Source organism: Rhodoferax sp. GW821-FHT07F03 (assembly GCF_059418745.1).
Genome location: NZ_JBWKQM010000005.1, coordinates 15,932 through 30,895, shown reverse-complemented (window position 1 = coordinate 30,895; position 14,964 = coordinate 15,932). Strand labels below are relative to the sequence as shown.

Below are 14,964 nucleotides of genomic sequence, written 5' to 3'. Positions count from 1 at the left end.
AAGCCCGCATGAGCGCACTGTTTAAAAAGATCATGCAAGAAGCCACCCGGCTGACACAACGCGGCCATCTGCAAGATGCCACCCGCGCCATCCAGCAGGCACTCGCACGGGTGACAGAGGGCTTTGCGACGGCCAAAGCACCCGCCCGTCCGGCGCCAGCCACTCCCCCCGCGGCATCCCCCTGGATATTCGATGGCTACGTCACCGAATTGCCGACAAAGCCCAGCGCACCTGCCACACCACCCGCAGAAGCCCCCACGCGCCCCGCAGTCCATGACACAGCGGAAGCCTTTGTAGAAGGCCGGTTCGAACACGCCCTGGGTGCACTGCAGTACAAGCTGTACACCCCTCCCGGTCCCCAAGCCCAGCCCATGCCACTGGTGCTGATGTTGCACGGCTGCACGCAGGACCCTGACGACTTTGCGGCCGGCACCGGCATGAATGCCATCGCGTTAGAACATGGATTTGCCGTTCTCTACCCCGCCCAGCAGCAGACCGCCAACAGCCAGCGCTGCTGGAACTGGTTCAAACCCACAGACCAGCAACGCGACGGCGGCGAGGCAGCCCTGCTGGCAGCCCTGGTGCAGCACGTGACCGCCCAGCACGCGATAGACCCACGCCGCGTGTACGTGGCAGGTTTGTCCGCAGGCGGTGCCATGGCCAGCATCCTGGGCCACACCCACCCGGACCTGTTTGCCGCTGTCGGCGTGCATTCCGGCCTGGCCTGTGGCGCGGCCAATGGCCTCATCAGCGCCCTGTCGGTCATGAAAAGCGGCAATGGCCGCAGCAAGCTGCAGTCCACTGTCCCCATCATCGTCTTCCACGGTGACGCCGATACGGTAGTGCACCCGCACAACGGCCAAGCCGTGCTGCAATCCGTGGTTGGCGCAGGTGAACAGTCCACGCCCAACAAGGGCCAGAGCAAGTCGCCCCAGGGCCGGGCCTATACCCGCACCCGCTACCAGCGTGAGGACGGCAGCAGCCTGGCCGAATACTGGGAGCTGCACGGCGCCGGCCATGCCTGGTCGGGCGGCAACAACAGCGGCAGCTACACCGACCCACTGGGCCCGGACGCGTCGGCAGAAATGTGGCGCTTCTTCGAGAGCCATTCCCGCCCGCTGGTGCATTAACTGGGGGCCTCAACTGGTGCATTGGCTACACTGCCGACCCTAACCGCGTACGCCGAATTGCATGTCTGACTACCTCACCGCCGCCTTCTACCAGTTCGTAGAGCTGCCCGATTACACCGCCTTGCAGGCACCGCTGCAGGCCTGCTGCGAGTCGCACGGCGTCAAAGGCATGATTTTGCTGGCCACCGAGGGCATCAACGGCACCATCGCTGGGTCGCCAGACGGCGTGCATGCCGTGCTGGCCTGGCTGCGCTCTGACCCGCGGCTGGCGCGGTTGCAGCACAAGGAAGGCTTCGCCCAGCATTCACCCTTCTACCGCATGAAAGTACGGCTGAAGCGCGAGATCGTCACGCTCGGCGTGCCAGGGCTGAACCCCAGCCAGATGGCCGGCCAATACGTCAAGCCCGAAGACTGGAATGCGCTGATCGCCGATCCCGACGTGGTGCTGGTGGATACACGCAATGAATACGAGGTCGGCATAGGCACCTTCCAAGGCGCCATCAACCCGCATATCGACAGCTTTGCCGAGTTCCCGCAGTGGGTGGAGCAAGCCCGCGCCGAGGGCCAGCCGCTGCACCGCAAGCCCAAGGTTGCCATGTTCTGCACCGGCGGCATACGCTGCGAAAAATCCACCGCGCTGCTGCGCGCCCAGGGCTTTGAAGAGGTCTACCACCTCGAAGGCGGCATCCTGAAATACCTGGAGACCGTACCCCAGGCCGAGAGCCGCTGGGACGGCCAGTGCTTTGTGTTTGACGAGCGGGTCTCAGTGGGCCATGGCCTGGTGCCCGGCACGCTGGAGTTGTGCCGCTCCTGCCGCTGGCCTCTGAATGAAGACGATCTGGCATCGCCCCACTTTGTGCGCGGCGTGTCCTGCGCGCATTGCCACGACCAAAAGACCGAAGCCCAAAAACAAGGCTTTCTGGAGCGCGAGCACCAGATGGCCTTGGCCCGCGAGCGGCAGCAGCCGCATGTGGGAGCAAAGCTGAAATCCTAGTGCGGCCCATCCTGTATTCCTTTCGCCGATGCCCCTATGCCATGCGGGCACGGCTGGCCTTGTGGGCCAGCAACCAAGTCTGCGAGCTGCGCGAAGTAGTGCTGCGCAACAAGCCCCCCGAATTGCTCGCCGCATCCGCCAAGGCCACCGTACCCGTGCTGGTGCTGCCCGGCGGCGAAGTTCTGGACCAGAGCCTGGACATCATGCTCTGGGCGCTACGGCAGAACGACCCGGCCGGCTGGCTGGCACCTACTCACGGCACACTGGGCGACATGCTGGCCCTGGTGGCCCGCGTGGATGGCAATTTCAAACACCATCTGGACCGCTACAAATACCCGGGCCGCTATGAAGAAAATAGCACGCTACCCAATACGCATATGCACCGGACTGCTGCCAGCCTGTTATTGGAAGAATTCGAAACACGGCTGACAGCGCACGCCTTTTTGCTGGGCCAGCGCACCAGCCTGGCCGATATGGCGGTGGCGCCCTTTGTACGGCAGTTTGCCCATGTGGATGCAGACTGGTTCGCCGCCCAGCCCTGGCCCCGGCTGCAAGCCTGGCTGGCCGCCTGGGAGGCCTCCGACGCCCTGGCGCAGGTGATGCCCAAGTTCCCGCCCTGGCAGGCCGGAGCGCCTGCCGTATGCTTTCCTACAGCGCCTTGATCCCCGCCAGCAGCAGGCCGGCAGCCAGCAAGCCACCTTGCAGGCGCAGGGCCGAGGGCATGCAGACCAGACGGGTTTCCACGTGGCGGTACAGCCAGCGTCCACTGACCATGGACGCCGCAAACGCCAGCACCATGCCAAAGGCATTCACCCAGGGCTGGGTGGGCCAGAACTGGTTGAACGCAGTGTTCACCAGCAGGCACACCGGAAAGTGCACCAAAAACACCGAGTACGACATCTGACCCAAGCGCTGCAGCGGCGCCAGAGGCGACCAGTGCCGCACGCTCTGGCTGGCCTGCAGCACGCACAACACCAAAGCCATGACCAACGCCACGGCAATGCGGCCCCGGAAATCCCAGGCCAGTGCCGCCACGCCCAGCAAGGCCAAGGCCAGCAGCCACAGCAACGGCCGCTGGCTGCGCCCGGCCCAGAAGGCCAGCATGCCCAGCCCATACGAGCCCACGAAATACAAAGCCCAGGTGTCCAGCGACGGCATGCGGTTGAAATAAGCCAGAGACGCGCAAGTCAGGCCCAGCACCAGCGCGGGCGCCAGCCAGGGACTGCGGCCATGCGTGGGCCAGGCACGCGCCAGGCTGAACACCGCCACCGCCAGCACGAACAGCTGGAAGTCGATGGCCACGTACCAGACACCGGCCGACAGTGCCTCAAAGCCCAGCACGTCCTGCAGCATCAGCACATGGGCCAATAGCTGCGGCAGGGACGGCTCAGACGGGATGGACGAGTGCTCCATGCCATTGCGTGCCAGCTCCGCCGCCAGCAAGCTCAGCAGCAGCGCAGCCAGATACGGTGTGGACAGGCGCACAAAGCGGCGCTGCACCTGCGGCCAGGCCTGCTCGAACCGGGCCACACCGGTGGGCGCCAAGGTGCTGGCCGCCAGATAACCACCCAGCACCAGAAACACCTGCACCGCCATACGGCCGTAGTCGAACAGCCAGTCCATCAGGCCAGGGGCCAGCGGAAAAGCCACGTCCGACATAGGACCGTAAAAAACTAGGTGGTGCCCCACGACCAGCATGCAAGCCAGTCCTTTGAATACATCTAGCAGGGGGATACGAGAAGCGTTGGAACGGTTAGAGGAAGAAGGCATCGTCACACAAAAGGCGGCCCCCGCAACAGTCCGGGGTCCACAAAAACAAGGGGAACGCACAAGGCGTTCCCCGGTAAAAATCTAAAGGGATAGGCTAAACGGATAAACGGGCTTTGGCCTCGGCGTATTCGCGCCGGAGCTGGGCCACGTATTCGCCCGCAGGTTGGATTTTACGGACTGCGCCAATGCCCTGGCCGCAGCCCCAGATATCTTTCCACGCTTTGGCCGCCGTATCGCCGCCAAAATTCATCTTGGTAGGGTCGCTTTCGGGCAGATGCTCAGGGTCCAGGCCGGCCGCGCGGATGGACGGTGCCAGGTAGTTGCCGTGCACGCCGGTGAACAGATTGGTCAGTACGATGTCGTCCGAATCACCATCCACGATGGCCTGCTTGTAGGCGTCTACGGCACGTGCTTCCTCGGTAGCGATGAAGGCTGAGCCTATGTAAGCAAAGTCAGCCCCCATGGCCTGTGCCGCCAGCACCGCGCCGCCGGTGGAGATGGCACCGCTCAGGGCCAGCGGGCCGTCGAACCATTCACGGATTTCCTGCACCAGGGCGAACGGGCTCTTCACTCCCGCGTGGCCGCCGGCACCGGCCGCCACAGCGATCAGGCCGTCAGCGCCCTTCTCTATCGCCTTGTGGGCAAACTTGTTGTTGATGATGTCGTGCAGCACCACGCCGCCGTAACTGTGCACCGCTGCGTTCACATCCTCGCGCGCGCCCAGCGAGGTGATGACGATGGGCACCTTGAACTTCACGCAGGCCTGCAGGTCGTGCTCCAGGCGGTCATTCGACTTGTGCACGATCTGGTTGATGGCGAACGGCGCGGCCGGTGCGTCGGGGTGGGCCAGGTTGTAGGCCGCCAGGGTTTCAGTGATTTCGGCCAGCCAGTCGTCCAGCTGCGATGCCGGACGCGCATTCAGCGAGGGCATGGAGCCCACCACCCCGGCAATGCACTGGGCAATCACCAGCTTGGGGGTGCTGACGATGAACATCGGCGAAGCGATGATGGGCAGCGGCAGCGCGTTCAACGGGGCAGGCAATCTGGACATGGGGTCTCCGGTGCATTTATAAAAAATCTGGCTCTGGCGCAGGTAATACCTGCGCTAGCAGCTACACAATCAATAGCAAATCAGAACGCATCCACACCCAGCGCAGTGACGCTGTCCGCGCCTTCCAGAATGCTGTCGCGCAGGCTTTGCGCGGTGACCAGCACATGGTCGGCATAGAAACGTGCGGTGCTGATCTTGGCTTGCATAAACGCTGTGTCTTCACCCTTGGCCAGCAGGTCCTCGGCCACCAGCAGCGAGCGCGCCAACTGCCAGCCGGCAACCAGCTTGCCGGCCAGCATCAGGTAGGGCACGCTGCCGGCAAACACTGCATTCGGCTCGGTCTTGGTGTTGCTGACCACAAAAGTCACCACGTCCAGGAAGGCGGTACGCGCGGCCTTCAGGCGCTTGGCCACAGCCTGCGCGTGGGCGCTGCCGCTCTGGGCCAATTCGGTCTCGGTGACCACGATCTGGCGTGCAATCGCTTTAGCAGTGGCGCCGCCGTCGCGTACCGTCTTGCGGCCTACCAGATCGTTCGCCTGGATCGCCGTCGTGCCTTCGTAGATGGCCAGGATCTTGGCGTCGCGCAAATACTGTGCGGCGCCAGTTTCTTCGATGAAGCCCATGCCGCCATGCACCTGCACGCCCAGCGAAGCCACGTCCAGGCTCATCTCGGTACTGTAGCCCTTGACCAGCGGCACCAGGAATTCATAGAAAGCCTGGCTCTGCTGGCGTGTCTCGGCATCGGTATGGTGGTGCGCCGTGTCATAGGCAGCGGCTGCCACGGCCGACATGGCGCGGCAACCCTGGGTGTGGGCCCGCATGGTCATCAGCATGCGCTGCACATCTGGGTGGTGGATGATGGCCACGCTGGCCTTGGCCGAACCATCGACCGGGCGGCTTTGCACCCGGTCCTTGGCGAACTGCACGGCCTTCTGGTAGGCCCGCTCGGCCACGGCAATGCCTTGCATGCCCACCGCGTAGCGCGCGGCATTCATCATGATGAACATGTATTCCAGGCCGCGGTTTTCCTCGCCCACCAGATAGCCCACGGCACCGCCGTGGTCGCCATACTGCAGCACGGCAGTGGGGCTGGCCTTGATGCCCAGCTTGTGCTCGATGCTGACGCAATGCACGTCGTTGCGCGCCCCCAGCGAGCCATCGGCATTCACCAGGAACTTGGGCACCACGAACAGGCTGATGCCCTTCACCCCTTCGGGCGCACCGGTCACCCGGGCCAGCACCAAGTGGACGATGTTCTCGGCCATGTCGTGCTCACCCCAGGTGATGAAAATCTTGGTGCCAAACACCTTGTAGCTGCCATCGCCCTGCGGTTCGGCGCGGCTGCGCACCATGGCCAGGTCGCTGCCGGCCTGCGGCTCGGTCAGGTTCATGGTGCCGGTCCATTTGCCGCTGACCAGGTTCTCCAGGTAGGTGGCCTTGAGTGCGTCCGAGCCGGCTGTCAGCAACGCTTCGATCGCGCCGTCGCTGAGCAGCGGGCATAGCGCGAAGCTCAGGTTGGCGCTATTGCACATCTCCACGCAGGCCGCGCCAATCGTCTTGGGCAAGCCCTGGCCACCGTATTCGGTGGGGTGCTGCAGGCCTTGCCAGCCGCCTTCGGCAAATTGCTTGAAGGCATCCTTGAATCCGGGCGTGGCGGTGACCACGCCGTTTTTCCAACTAGACGGATTTTTGTCGCCTTCCCAATTCAGCGGAGACAACACCCCCTCGTTGAACTTGGCGGCCTCTTCCAGCACCGCCTGGGCCGTGTCCAGCCCCGCGTCTTCAAAGCCTGGCAACGCAGCGATCTGGTCGATATGGGCCAGATGCTGGATGTTGAAAAGCATGTCTTTCAGCGGGGCGGTGTAGCTCATGGGGTGTCTCCGGGATCAATAGTTATAAAAAAAGGGCACCGCGCACGATGCCCCTTCGCACTGACCTGCTTCTTACAAAGCCGCGACGAGTGCAGGCACGGCGACGAACAGGTCCGCCTCCAGCCCGTAATCGGCCACGGAGAAGATCGGTGCCTCGCCATCCTTGTTGATGGCCACGATCACCTTGCTGTCCTTCATGCCAGCCAAGTGCTGGATCGCACCGCTGATGCCGGCAGCGATGTACAGCTGAGGCGCAACGATCTTGCCGGTCTGGCCCACTTGCCAGTCGTTCGGGGCATAACCCGCATCCACGGCTGCGCGACTGGCACCCAGTGCGGCGCCCAGCTTGTCGGCCAGCGGAATCATCACTTCGTTGAACTTCTCGGCGCTGCCCAGAGCCCGGCCGCCGGAAACAATAATCTTGGCAGCGGTGAGTTCGGGACGGTCGTTCTTGGCGATCTCGCTGCCCACAAAGCTGGATTGGCCGGAATCTGCCACGGCCGTCAGCTGCTCCACAGCAGCGCTGCCGCCGCTGGTCGCCACCGGGTCAAAGGCGGTGGTGCGCACGGTCAGGACCTTGGTTGCGTCCAGGCTTTGCACGGTGGCAATCGCGTTGCCGGCGTAGATGGGGCGCTCGAAGGTGTCGGCACTGACGATCTTGGTGGCGTCAGAAATCTGTGCCACGTCCAGCAGGGCCGCGACACGTGGCGCCACATTCTTGCCGCCAGCGGTGGCCGGGAACAGGATGTGGCTGTAAGCCGGGGCAATGGCCAGCACCTGGGCGGCCACGTTCTCGGCCAGACCATGGGCGAACTGGGCGCCATCGGCGTGCAGGACCTTGGACACACCAGGCAACTGCGCTGCATCAGCAGCGGCTGCACCGGCGTTGCTGCCCGCGATGAGGACATGCACATCACCACCGCACTGTGTGGCGGCGGCGACGGTGTTCAGGGTGGCGCCCTTGAGGCTGGCGTTGTCGTGTTCGGCAATAACGAGTGTGGTCATGGTCAGATCACCTTGGCTTCGGTTTTGAGTTTGGCAACGAGAGTTGCAACGTCTGGGACTTTGATGCCGGCGCTGCGCTGTGGCGGCTCGCTGACCTTCAAGGTCTTAATGCGGGGGGCGACGTTGACGCCCAGGTCTTCCGGCTTCACCACTTCCAGCGGTTTCTTCTTGGCCTTCATGATGTTGGGCAAGGTGACGTAGCGTGGCTCGTTCAGGCGCAGGTCGGTGGTGATGATGGCTGGCAGGCTGACCGCGATGGTCTCCAGGCCGCCATCGACTTCACGGGTGACGTTGGCTTTGCCGTCGGCAATTTCCACCTTGCTGGCGAACGTGGCTTGCGGCAGATGGGCCAGCGCGGCCAGCATCTGGCCGGTCTGGTTGCAGTCGTCGTCGATGGCTTGCTTGCCCAGGATCACCAGGCCGGGCTGTTCTTTGTCAACCAGGGCCTTGAGCAACTTGGCCACGGCCAGGGGTTGCAGTTCTTCGCTGGTTTCCACCAGGATGGCGCGGTCCGCGCCGATGGCCATGGCGGTGCGCAGGGTTTCCTGGCATTGGGTCACGCCGCAGGACACGGCGATGATTTCGGTGACTGCGCCCTTTTCTTTCAGGCGAACCGCTTCTTCGATGGCGATCTCGTCAAACGGGTTCATGCTCATCTTGACATTGGCGATGTCTACGCCCGTTTGGTCCGACTTCACCCGGACCTTCACGTTGTAATCCACCACGCGTTTGACTGCTACCAGGACCTTCATCACTGCACTCCTCAGAGTTATTGAATTGACGTATACGTAAGCCCGCTGATTCTATGCCGCAGCACGTCCAGTCTCTTGCGAACCTAGCGATCACCATGGGTACGCCATTAAAAAGCACGATCGTTCTTTTTAATTATAGACCGCAATACACGCACCACCGTCATCCAGGTGACAGCTACAGTTTTAGCCCCGCACGTTCTTTTTCAAACGTGGAATACGGCTTGGTGTAGCGCCCTGCCGTACAAGCGTCCCCAGGTCCATTACGCTGCGTGCGACAAGCCTCTTGCGCGCTTTGCTGCATGCCGTTGTACCAGGCCTCGGTAGAGCAGCCACACAATAAAAACACCAGTGCAGCGCCCCATAAAACCATTCGTTGTTGCATCATTCATCCGCCTGTTTTCTGTGTGGCCGTAGCGTTGCGGGCGGCACGCTCTTGCGCCTTCAGCTCACCCAGGCTGCCCGACCACAGCATGTAAAAGCCCTCCTGGGCCGCGGTTTGCAGCCAACTCTCCCAGCGCGTGTTGTCTAGCGCCGCGTCGCTGGCGACCACACCGTCCTGCGCGATGCCTACCGCCAGGCTGCCGCCGGTGCCACTGCGGCGCTCTGCCTGCAAGCGCAGAAACTGGGCCTGTATGCGTTTCAACTCCACTTGCGATGCAGGCGTGAAGCGGTACAGCATCCAACGCCGCCCAGGGCCTGCGGGCTCCAGCCCCATGGCCGGAGCCGCTGTCACATTCAGCTGCATGGGCAGCTTGCGCAGCACGGGTTCAAAAGCCCCGGCAACGGCGGGCTGGATGTCGATACTGAAGGTGGGCGTGCCACTGACTGCAGGCAGCAAGCGGTTGTCCACCTGCACCGCGAACATGATCTCCGCCGGGCTGGCATGCAGCAGTTGATCGGGCAACTTGGCCAACCGTGCCATGGAGCGGATGGGGATACCGGAGCAGGCCACCAGCCCCAACAACAGGCCGGTACAAATCACAGTTCGCCAATAGCTGGACATGGTAATAATTTCTAGTAGATGTTGATAAATTATTGTTTTACATAAATTATTTGTCAAATTAAAATAAATCCCTCGCAAAGGAATGACCATGCAACACACCGCAGCTACTCTCGCCCCCGACCCTTTGGCATTGCGTCGCACCAGCCGCATCCTGGCGGCAGCCTGCGGCTTATTAGTCTGGGCCTTACCCCTGGCCGTGCTGGCCTGCTGGGCCGTGGCCGATACCGGCACCCTGGCTGCCCAGGCCCACTTGGCGCCCGGCGCCATACAGGGCGCTCTTTCGCCACTGCAGAGGCTGGCCGGCGCGCTGCTGACCTGCGGGCCCGTAGGCCTGCTGCTGCGCGGCCTGTGGGAAGCACGCAAATGCTTTCAGAGCTTCGCCCGGGGTCAGGTCTTCACCCCGCAAGCGGTGCTGGGCCTGCGGCGCTTTGCCGCCTGGACCATGGCCTCCGTGCTGGCAGGCATGCTGCTGGTGCCCGCCCTGTCTGTATTGCTGACGCTGAACAACCCGCCGGGCATGCGGCACTTGGCCATCGCGCTGGGCTCGGACCATATCTTCACCCTGCTGTTTGCCGGGGTGGTGTGGCTGATGGCGGCCATCATCGGCCAGGGCCAGGCGCTGGCCGAAGAAAACGCGGCTTTCGTTTAAACCTAGGTTAAAGGCGCCCAATGCCAATCGTGGTGCAACTCGATGTGATGCTGGCGCGTCGCAAACTCAAATCCAAGGTGCTGGCCGAGCTGGTGGGCATGACCGAGGCCAACCTGTCCCTGCTGAAGCAGGGCAAGGTCAAGGGCGTGCGCTTTGACACGCTGGAGAAGATCTGCAGCATCCTGCAGTGCCAGCCTGGCGACCTGCTGGTCTACGAAGCCGACGCAGACACCACCGCAGCACCCTGATCCGAATCGCTGGCCGGCACTACCCGGGTGTGCACCACGCGCTGCGGGTAAGGCACGTCGATGTGGTGGGCGCGCAAAGCTTTCAAAATACGCAAATTGATGGCCGAACGCAGATTGCCCTGGCCGTTTTCCGGGTCGTTGATCCAGTAGCCTAGATTGAAGCCCAGGCCGTCTGCACCAAAGGCCGTCAAGGTGGCGGCGGGCGCAGGCTCGCGCAGCACGCGCTCTTCCTGCAGCGCCGCATCCACCAGCAGGCGCATCACCAGATCCACGTCGCTGTCATAGCCCACCGAGACTTCGGTGGACTGCGAAATCCGGGAGTTGTTCAGCGACAGGTTTTCCACCCGCTGGGTCAGCAGCATTTCATTGGGCACGATGGATTCGCGGCCATTGGGCGCGCTGATCACGGTGTAGCGCGCGTTGATGTCGGTGATGCGGCCCTCAAAGCTGTCCATCTTCACAAAGTCGCCAATACGCACGCTGCGCTCGGCCAGGATGACAAAGCCGCTCACATAGTTGGCGGCCAGCTTCTGCAAGCCAAAGCCGATACCCACACCCACAGCGCCGCCCAGCACCGACAAGGCCGTCAGGTCGATACCTACGGCCGACAAAGCCAGCAGCAGCCCCAGGAACATCAGCAAGGCGCGGGTGGCATTGCTGATGGCCTTGCGTAGCGACAGCACGCTGCCCGTGGCCTTGCGCAGCAAGCGCGACTCGATGGCCGCTGAAATCCACAGCGTCACGATCAGCACCGCACCGGCCGTGATCGCCCCCTCCAGCACATTGCGCGCCGACATGGTGGACGCGCCCACCTTCCATTTGATCTGGTCCAGCTCGTCCAGCAGCACCGGCAGCAGGCCGCTGACCCACAGCACCATGGCCAGCCAGGCCACCCAGGAAATGGTGCGCTCCAGCAGGCGCACCAGCGGCGCGTCATGGAAGGCCGCCTGCAGCACCTTCACCCCGGTGCGTATCACCACCAGCGAGATGATCACCGGCATGGCCAGCTTGTACACCGCCAGCGACATCCAATGCCCCAGCAGCAGCTCGGCCAGCGTGCCAAATGCCAGCAGCAGGAATGGGAACAGCACACCATCCACAATGCGGCGGCCAAACAGCACCGAGCGCGGATCGGGCGTGTCCACCGCCTTGCGCGCCGTCCACACCACGGCCCAGGCCAGCAGCAGACACAACGCCAGGCTGGCCAGCTCAAACAGGGTCACAGGCCGCAGCAGCGCGGCAATCCAGCTGTCCAGGTCGGTAATCGGTGCGGGGGAAGTCGTCGTCTTCAAAAAATCCATCGTGCAAAACCTTGGCGTATCGAGGCGACCGATTATCCCGGCGCTGCGCGACACCCAGGTAACACGCCGAGTTACAAGTCAGCCAGCACCCGGATATGCGCTTCCACGCTGCGGCCCAGCGCGCTGAGCGCATAGCCGCCTTCCAGGCAGCTCACCATGCGGCCCTTGGAAAAGCGGCGGGCCACGTCCTTGATGCGCTGGGTGATCCAGGCGTAGTCCTGCTCCACCAGGCCCAGCTGGCCCATATCGTCCTCGCGGTGCGCATCAAAACCGGCGCTGATGAAAATCATCTCGGGGCGGTGCTGCTCCAGCCGGGGTAGCCAGTACATCTCGATCAGCTCGCGGATGTCCATGCCCCGGGTGTAGGCAGCCACCGGCACGTTCACCAGGTTGGGCGCATCGGACTGCGCTCCGCCCACCGGGTAGAAGGGGTGCTGGTAGAAGCTGGTCATCAAAATGCGCTCGTCGCCGGCCACGATGTCCTCGGTGCCATTGCCGTGGTGCACATCAAAGTCGACGATAGCCACGCGCTTCAGGCCATGGCGCTCCAGCGCGTACTTGGCGGCAATCGCCACGTTGTTGAAAAAGCAAAACCCCATGGCCTTGTCGCGGCAGGCATGGTGGCCGGGCGGACGGATGGCACAAAAGGCATTTTCCAGCTCACCGGCAATCACCGCGTCGGTGGCGGCAATGGCCGCGCCGGCGGCATGCAGGGCTGCATCCCAGGTGTGGATATTGATGCTGGTGTCGGGGTCGATCTGCGCATGGCTGGGGCCGCCGGCGTTGATGTCATCCCGCAGGCTATCGCCCAGGCCACGCAGGGCAGAAATATGGCTGCGGCTGTGCGCCAGCTCGATGTCGGCCAGCGACGCCGCGTCCGCCTGGCGCGGGTCCAGCGCGTCGGCCACGCCGGAGATCAGCAACCTGTCGTCTATCGCATCCAGCCGCTCCGGGCATTCTGGATGGCCAGGGCCCATCTCGTGCTTGCGGCAGGCGGGGTGGCTGAAGTATCCGGTCTTGTTCACGGTCATAGGCGTGGGACTTGAAATTTCATGTAACGTCTTGGCATGCATGTACAAAACAAACTCCACGCACTGCTGAACCAGCTTAACACGGTGATCGTGGGCAAACCAGCGCAGGTGCAGGACTGCGTGGCCTGCCTGCTGGCCGGCGGCCACTTGCTGATTGAAGACGTACCGGGCGTGGGCAAGACTACGCTGGCCCATGCGCTGGCGCGCACCTTTGGCCTGCAGTTTTCGCGCGTGCAATTCACCTCGGACCTGATGCCCAGCGACCTGTCTGGCGTGTCCATCTACGAGCGCGGCAAAGAGGCTTTTGTCTTCCACCCCGGCCCGCTGTTCGCCCAGATTTTGCTGGCCGACGAGATCAACCGCGCCAGCCCCAAGACGCAGAGCGCGCTGCTCGAAGCCATGGAAGAAAAACAGGTCACGGTCGAAGGCGCGACCCGCCCCCTGCCCTCGCCCTTCTTCGTCATCGCCACGCAGAACCCCATGGACCAACTGGGCACCTTCGCCCTGCCCGAATCCCAGCTGGACCGCTTCCTGATGCGCATATCCCTGGGCTACCCCGACCGCCAGGCCGAGCGCGAGCTGCTGGCCGGGCAGGACCGGCGTGACCTGGTGGAGCACCTACCGGCCTTGCTCAACGCGGCCGAGCTACAGGCCTTGCAACAACAGGTGCTGCAGGTCCACACCGCCGCCCCGCTGCTGGACTATGTGCAGGACCTGGTGGCCGCCACCCGCTCCGGCCGCTGGTTTTTGCAGGGCCTGAGCCCGCGCGCCGGCATCGCTGTGGTGCGCGCCGCCAAGGCCCAGGCCCTGCTGAGCGGGCGCGACTACGTGGCGCCTGATGACGTGCGGGCCATCCTGGCGCAAACCGTGGCGCACCGCCTGGTGCCGGTGGGCGATGCCGGCCGCGGCGCCGTGGCCCAGGTGCAGGCCATGCTCGAATCAACACAATTACCATGACTCACCCCCAGGCTACGCACTTCGTGTCTTCGCCAACCCCCCTCGCATCGGTTCGAAAAAACCGATGCGACATGCAGGGGGCAATGCCAGTGGCCCGGCGAAGCCGGCTCCACGGCATTCCTGGAAGGAGTCACGCGCGTCCTTTGAACGGGCTTGGATATGGGCCTGCCCGTTCACATGCTTAACCCCTTCGCCCTGCTGCGCGCGCGCTTCCAGCGCTGGTGGCAGGCGCGCATCCAGTTCACCGACACCACGCTGCTGACCCAGCGCAATGTCTACATCCTGCCCACTGCGCCCGGCTTCATGCTGGCCGCCACCCTTCTGGTGCTGCTGGTGGCCAGCATCAACTACCAGCTGAACCTGGGCTATCTGCTGACCTTTTTGCTGGCCGGCTGCGCCGTGGTGGGCATGCACGTGGGCCACGCCACGCTGCGCGGACTCAGTATGCATTTGATAGCACCCGACGCACAGTACACGGGCGCCAACGCGATTATTTCCATACAGCTCAGTAGCACGCGCAAGACGATTCGCCACGGCATAGGCCTGGGCCTGCTGGGCTCTGGACACTGGGCCTGGACCGATGTGCCCGCCCAGGGCAGCACCCAGGTGCAAATCGCCTTCACCCCCACCGAGCGCGGCCTGCAGCGCGTGCCGCCCATCACCGCCGAAACGCGCTTTCCACTGGGCACCTTCCGCGTGTGGACCTACTGGCGGCCGGCCGCCCAGTTGCTGGTCTACCCCCGGCCCGAAGCCCACCCACCGCCGCTGCCGCCCGGCCAGCCGCGCCCCGGCAGCGCCAGCCACAGCACGGTCCAGGCCAGCGGCGACTTTGACGGCGTGCGCGCCTACCGGCGTGGCGACCCGCTGAAACTGGTGGTCTGGAAGAAAGCCGCCAAGGCCGACGAACTGGTCAGCCGCGACAGCCAGCAGGCCCAGCGCAGTGAACTCTGGCTGGACTACGCCCAGGCCGGCAGCCTGGGCGCCGAGGCCCGGCTGTCACGCCTGTGCGCCTGGGTGCTGCAAGCCGACCGCCTGGGCCTGGACTACGGCCTGCGCCTACCTGGTCTGGCCCTGCCGCCCGCTGCTGGCGAGGCGCACAAACGCCGCTGCCTGGAGGCACTGGCCTTATGCTGAATCGACCTCCAGCGCAGAATCTACCTGCGCAAGCAGCTCTCATTTTGATAGTGGGCAGCCCATGCGCG

15 protein-coding genes are annotated in these 14,964 nt (G+C 63.8%); 7 read left to right on the top strand and 8 right to left on the bottom strand.

Translation table 11 applies throughout. From position 1 onward, the window contains the following. Positions 1-8 precede the first annotated feature (8 nt). The 3 genes from AC07R0_RS08360 (at position 9) to AC07R0_RS08350 (ending at position 2,786) form a co-directional block, all read left to right on the top strand. Positions 9-1,130, top strand: a complete 1,122-nt coding sequence (locus AC07R0_RS08360; protein ID WP_495104473.1) for an extracellular catalytic domain type 1 short-chain-length polyhydroxyalkanoate depolymerase — start codon at positions 9-11, stop codon at positions 1,128-1,130. A 61-nt stretch (positions 1,131-1,191) separates the two neighbouring features. Further along, the gene (trhO, locus tag AC07R0_RS08355) at positions 1,192-2,124 is read left to right on the top strand and encodes an oxygen-dependent tRNA uridine(34) hydroxylase TrhO (RefSeq protein WP_495104472.1); all 933 of its coding nucleotides are present in this window, start codon (positions 1,192-1,194) and stop codon (positions 2,122-2,124) included. 41 nt (positions 2,125-2,165) lie between these two features. Next, a complete protein-coding gene (locus tag AC07R0_RS08350; RefSeq protein WP_495104471.1) occupies positions 2,166-2,786 on the top strand; it encodes a glutathione S-transferase in 621 nt (206 codons plus the stop codon). On the opposite strand, the gene AC07R0_RS08345 is transcribed toward AC07R0_RS08350, so the two are convergent. From AC07R0_RS08345 to AC07R0_RS08320, 6 genes are all read right to left on the bottom strand, one after another. Continuing rightward, a complete protein-coding gene (locus AC07R0_RS08345; RefSeq protein ID WP_495076293.1) occupies positions 2,773-3,894 on the bottom strand; it encodes an acyltransferase family protein in 1,122 nt (373 codons plus the stop codon). The two genes, AC07R0_RS08350 and AC07R0_RS08345, sit on opposite strands and share 14 nt — an antisense overlap. A gap of 94 nt (positions 3,895-3,988) precedes the next feature. After that, positions 3,989-4,945, bottom strand: a complete 957-nt coding sequence (locus tag AC07R0_RS08340; protein WP_495104470.1) for an NAD(P)H-dependent flavin oxidoreductase — start codon at positions 4,943-4,945, stop codon at positions 3,989-3,991. 80 nt (positions 4,946-5,025) lie between these two features. Further along, positions 5,026-6,816, bottom strand: coding sequence for an acyl-CoA dehydrogenase (locus AC07R0_RS08335; protein ID WP_495104469.1), 1,791 nt, complete (start codon positions 6,814-6,816; stop codon positions 5,026-5,028). Positions 6,817-6,888: 72 nt separating this feature from the next. Then, the gene (locus AC07R0_RS08330) at positions 6,889-7,821 is read right to left on the bottom strand and encodes an electron transfer flavoprotein subunit alpha/FixB family protein (protein ID WP_495104468.1); all 933 of its coding nucleotides are present in this window, start codon (positions 7,819-7,821) and stop codon (positions 6,889-6,891) included. A gap of 2 nt (positions 7,822-7,823) precedes the next feature. Further along, on the bottom strand, positions 7,824-8,573 hold the full coding sequence (locus AC07R0_RS08325; RefSeq protein ID WP_495104467.1) for an electron transfer flavoprotein subunit beta/FixA family protein: 750 nt from the start codon (positions 8,571-8,573) through the stop codon (positions 7,824-7,826). Positions 8,574-8,958: 385 nt separating this feature from the next. Continuing rightward, positions 8,959-9,576, bottom strand: a complete 618-nt coding sequence (locus AC07R0_RS08320) for a hypothetical protein (protein ID WP_495104466.1) — start codon at positions 9,574-9,576, stop codon at positions 8,959-8,961. A gap of 88 nt (positions 9,577-9,664) precedes the next feature. On the opposite strand from AC07R0_RS08320, the gene AC07R0_RS08315 reads away from it, so the two are divergent. Beyond that, positions 9,665-10,225 carry a DUF2975 domain-containing protein gene (locus AC07R0_RS08315; protein ID WP_495104465.1) on the top strand — a complete coding sequence of 187 codons (561 nt, stop codon included), beginning with the start codon at positions 9,665-9,667 and terminating at the stop codon, positions 10,223-10,225. Positions 10,226-10,245: 20 nt separating this feature from the next. Continuing rightward, entirely contained in the window at positions 10,246-10,473 is a 228-nt protein-coding gene (locus AC07R0_RS08310) for a helix-turn-helix domain-containing protein (RefSeq protein WP_348007854.1), read from the top strand. Here the strand turns inward: AC07R0_RS08310 and AC07R0_RS08305 are convergent. Continuing rightward, positions 10,437-11,774 carry a mechanosensitive ion channel family protein gene (locus tag AC07R0_RS08305; protein ID WP_495104464.1) on the bottom strand — a complete coding sequence of 446 codons (1,338 nt, stop codon included), beginning with the start codon at positions 11,772-11,774 and terminating at the stop codon, positions 10,437-10,439. The genes AC07R0_RS08310 and AC07R0_RS08305 overlap by 37 nt on opposite strands. Before the next feature lie 71 nt (positions 11,775-11,845). Next, on the bottom strand, positions 11,846-12,799 hold the full coding sequence (locus AC07R0_RS08300; protein WP_495104463.1) for a histone deacetylase family protein: 954 nt from the start codon (positions 12,797-12,799) through the stop codon (positions 11,846-11,848). A gap of 42 nt (positions 12,800-12,841) precedes the next feature. Here AC07R0_RS08300 and AC07R0_RS08295 point away from each other — a divergent pair, with 42 nt between their 5' ends. Together AC07R0_RS08295 and AC07R0_RS08290 are read left to right on the top strand one after the other, a co-directional pair. Next, positions 12,842-13,762, top strand: a complete 921-nt coding sequence (locus AC07R0_RS08295; protein WP_495104462.1) for an AAA family ATPase — start codon at positions 12,842-12,844, stop codon at positions 13,760-13,762. Between the two features lie 159 nt (positions 13,763-13,921). Beyond that, complete coding sequence (locus AC07R0_RS08290) at positions 13,922-14,896, top strand: DUF58 domain-containing protein (protein WP_495104461.1); 975 nt, start codon at positions 13,922-13,924, stop codon at positions 14,894-14,896. Positions 14,897-14,964 lie beyond the last annotated feature (68 nt).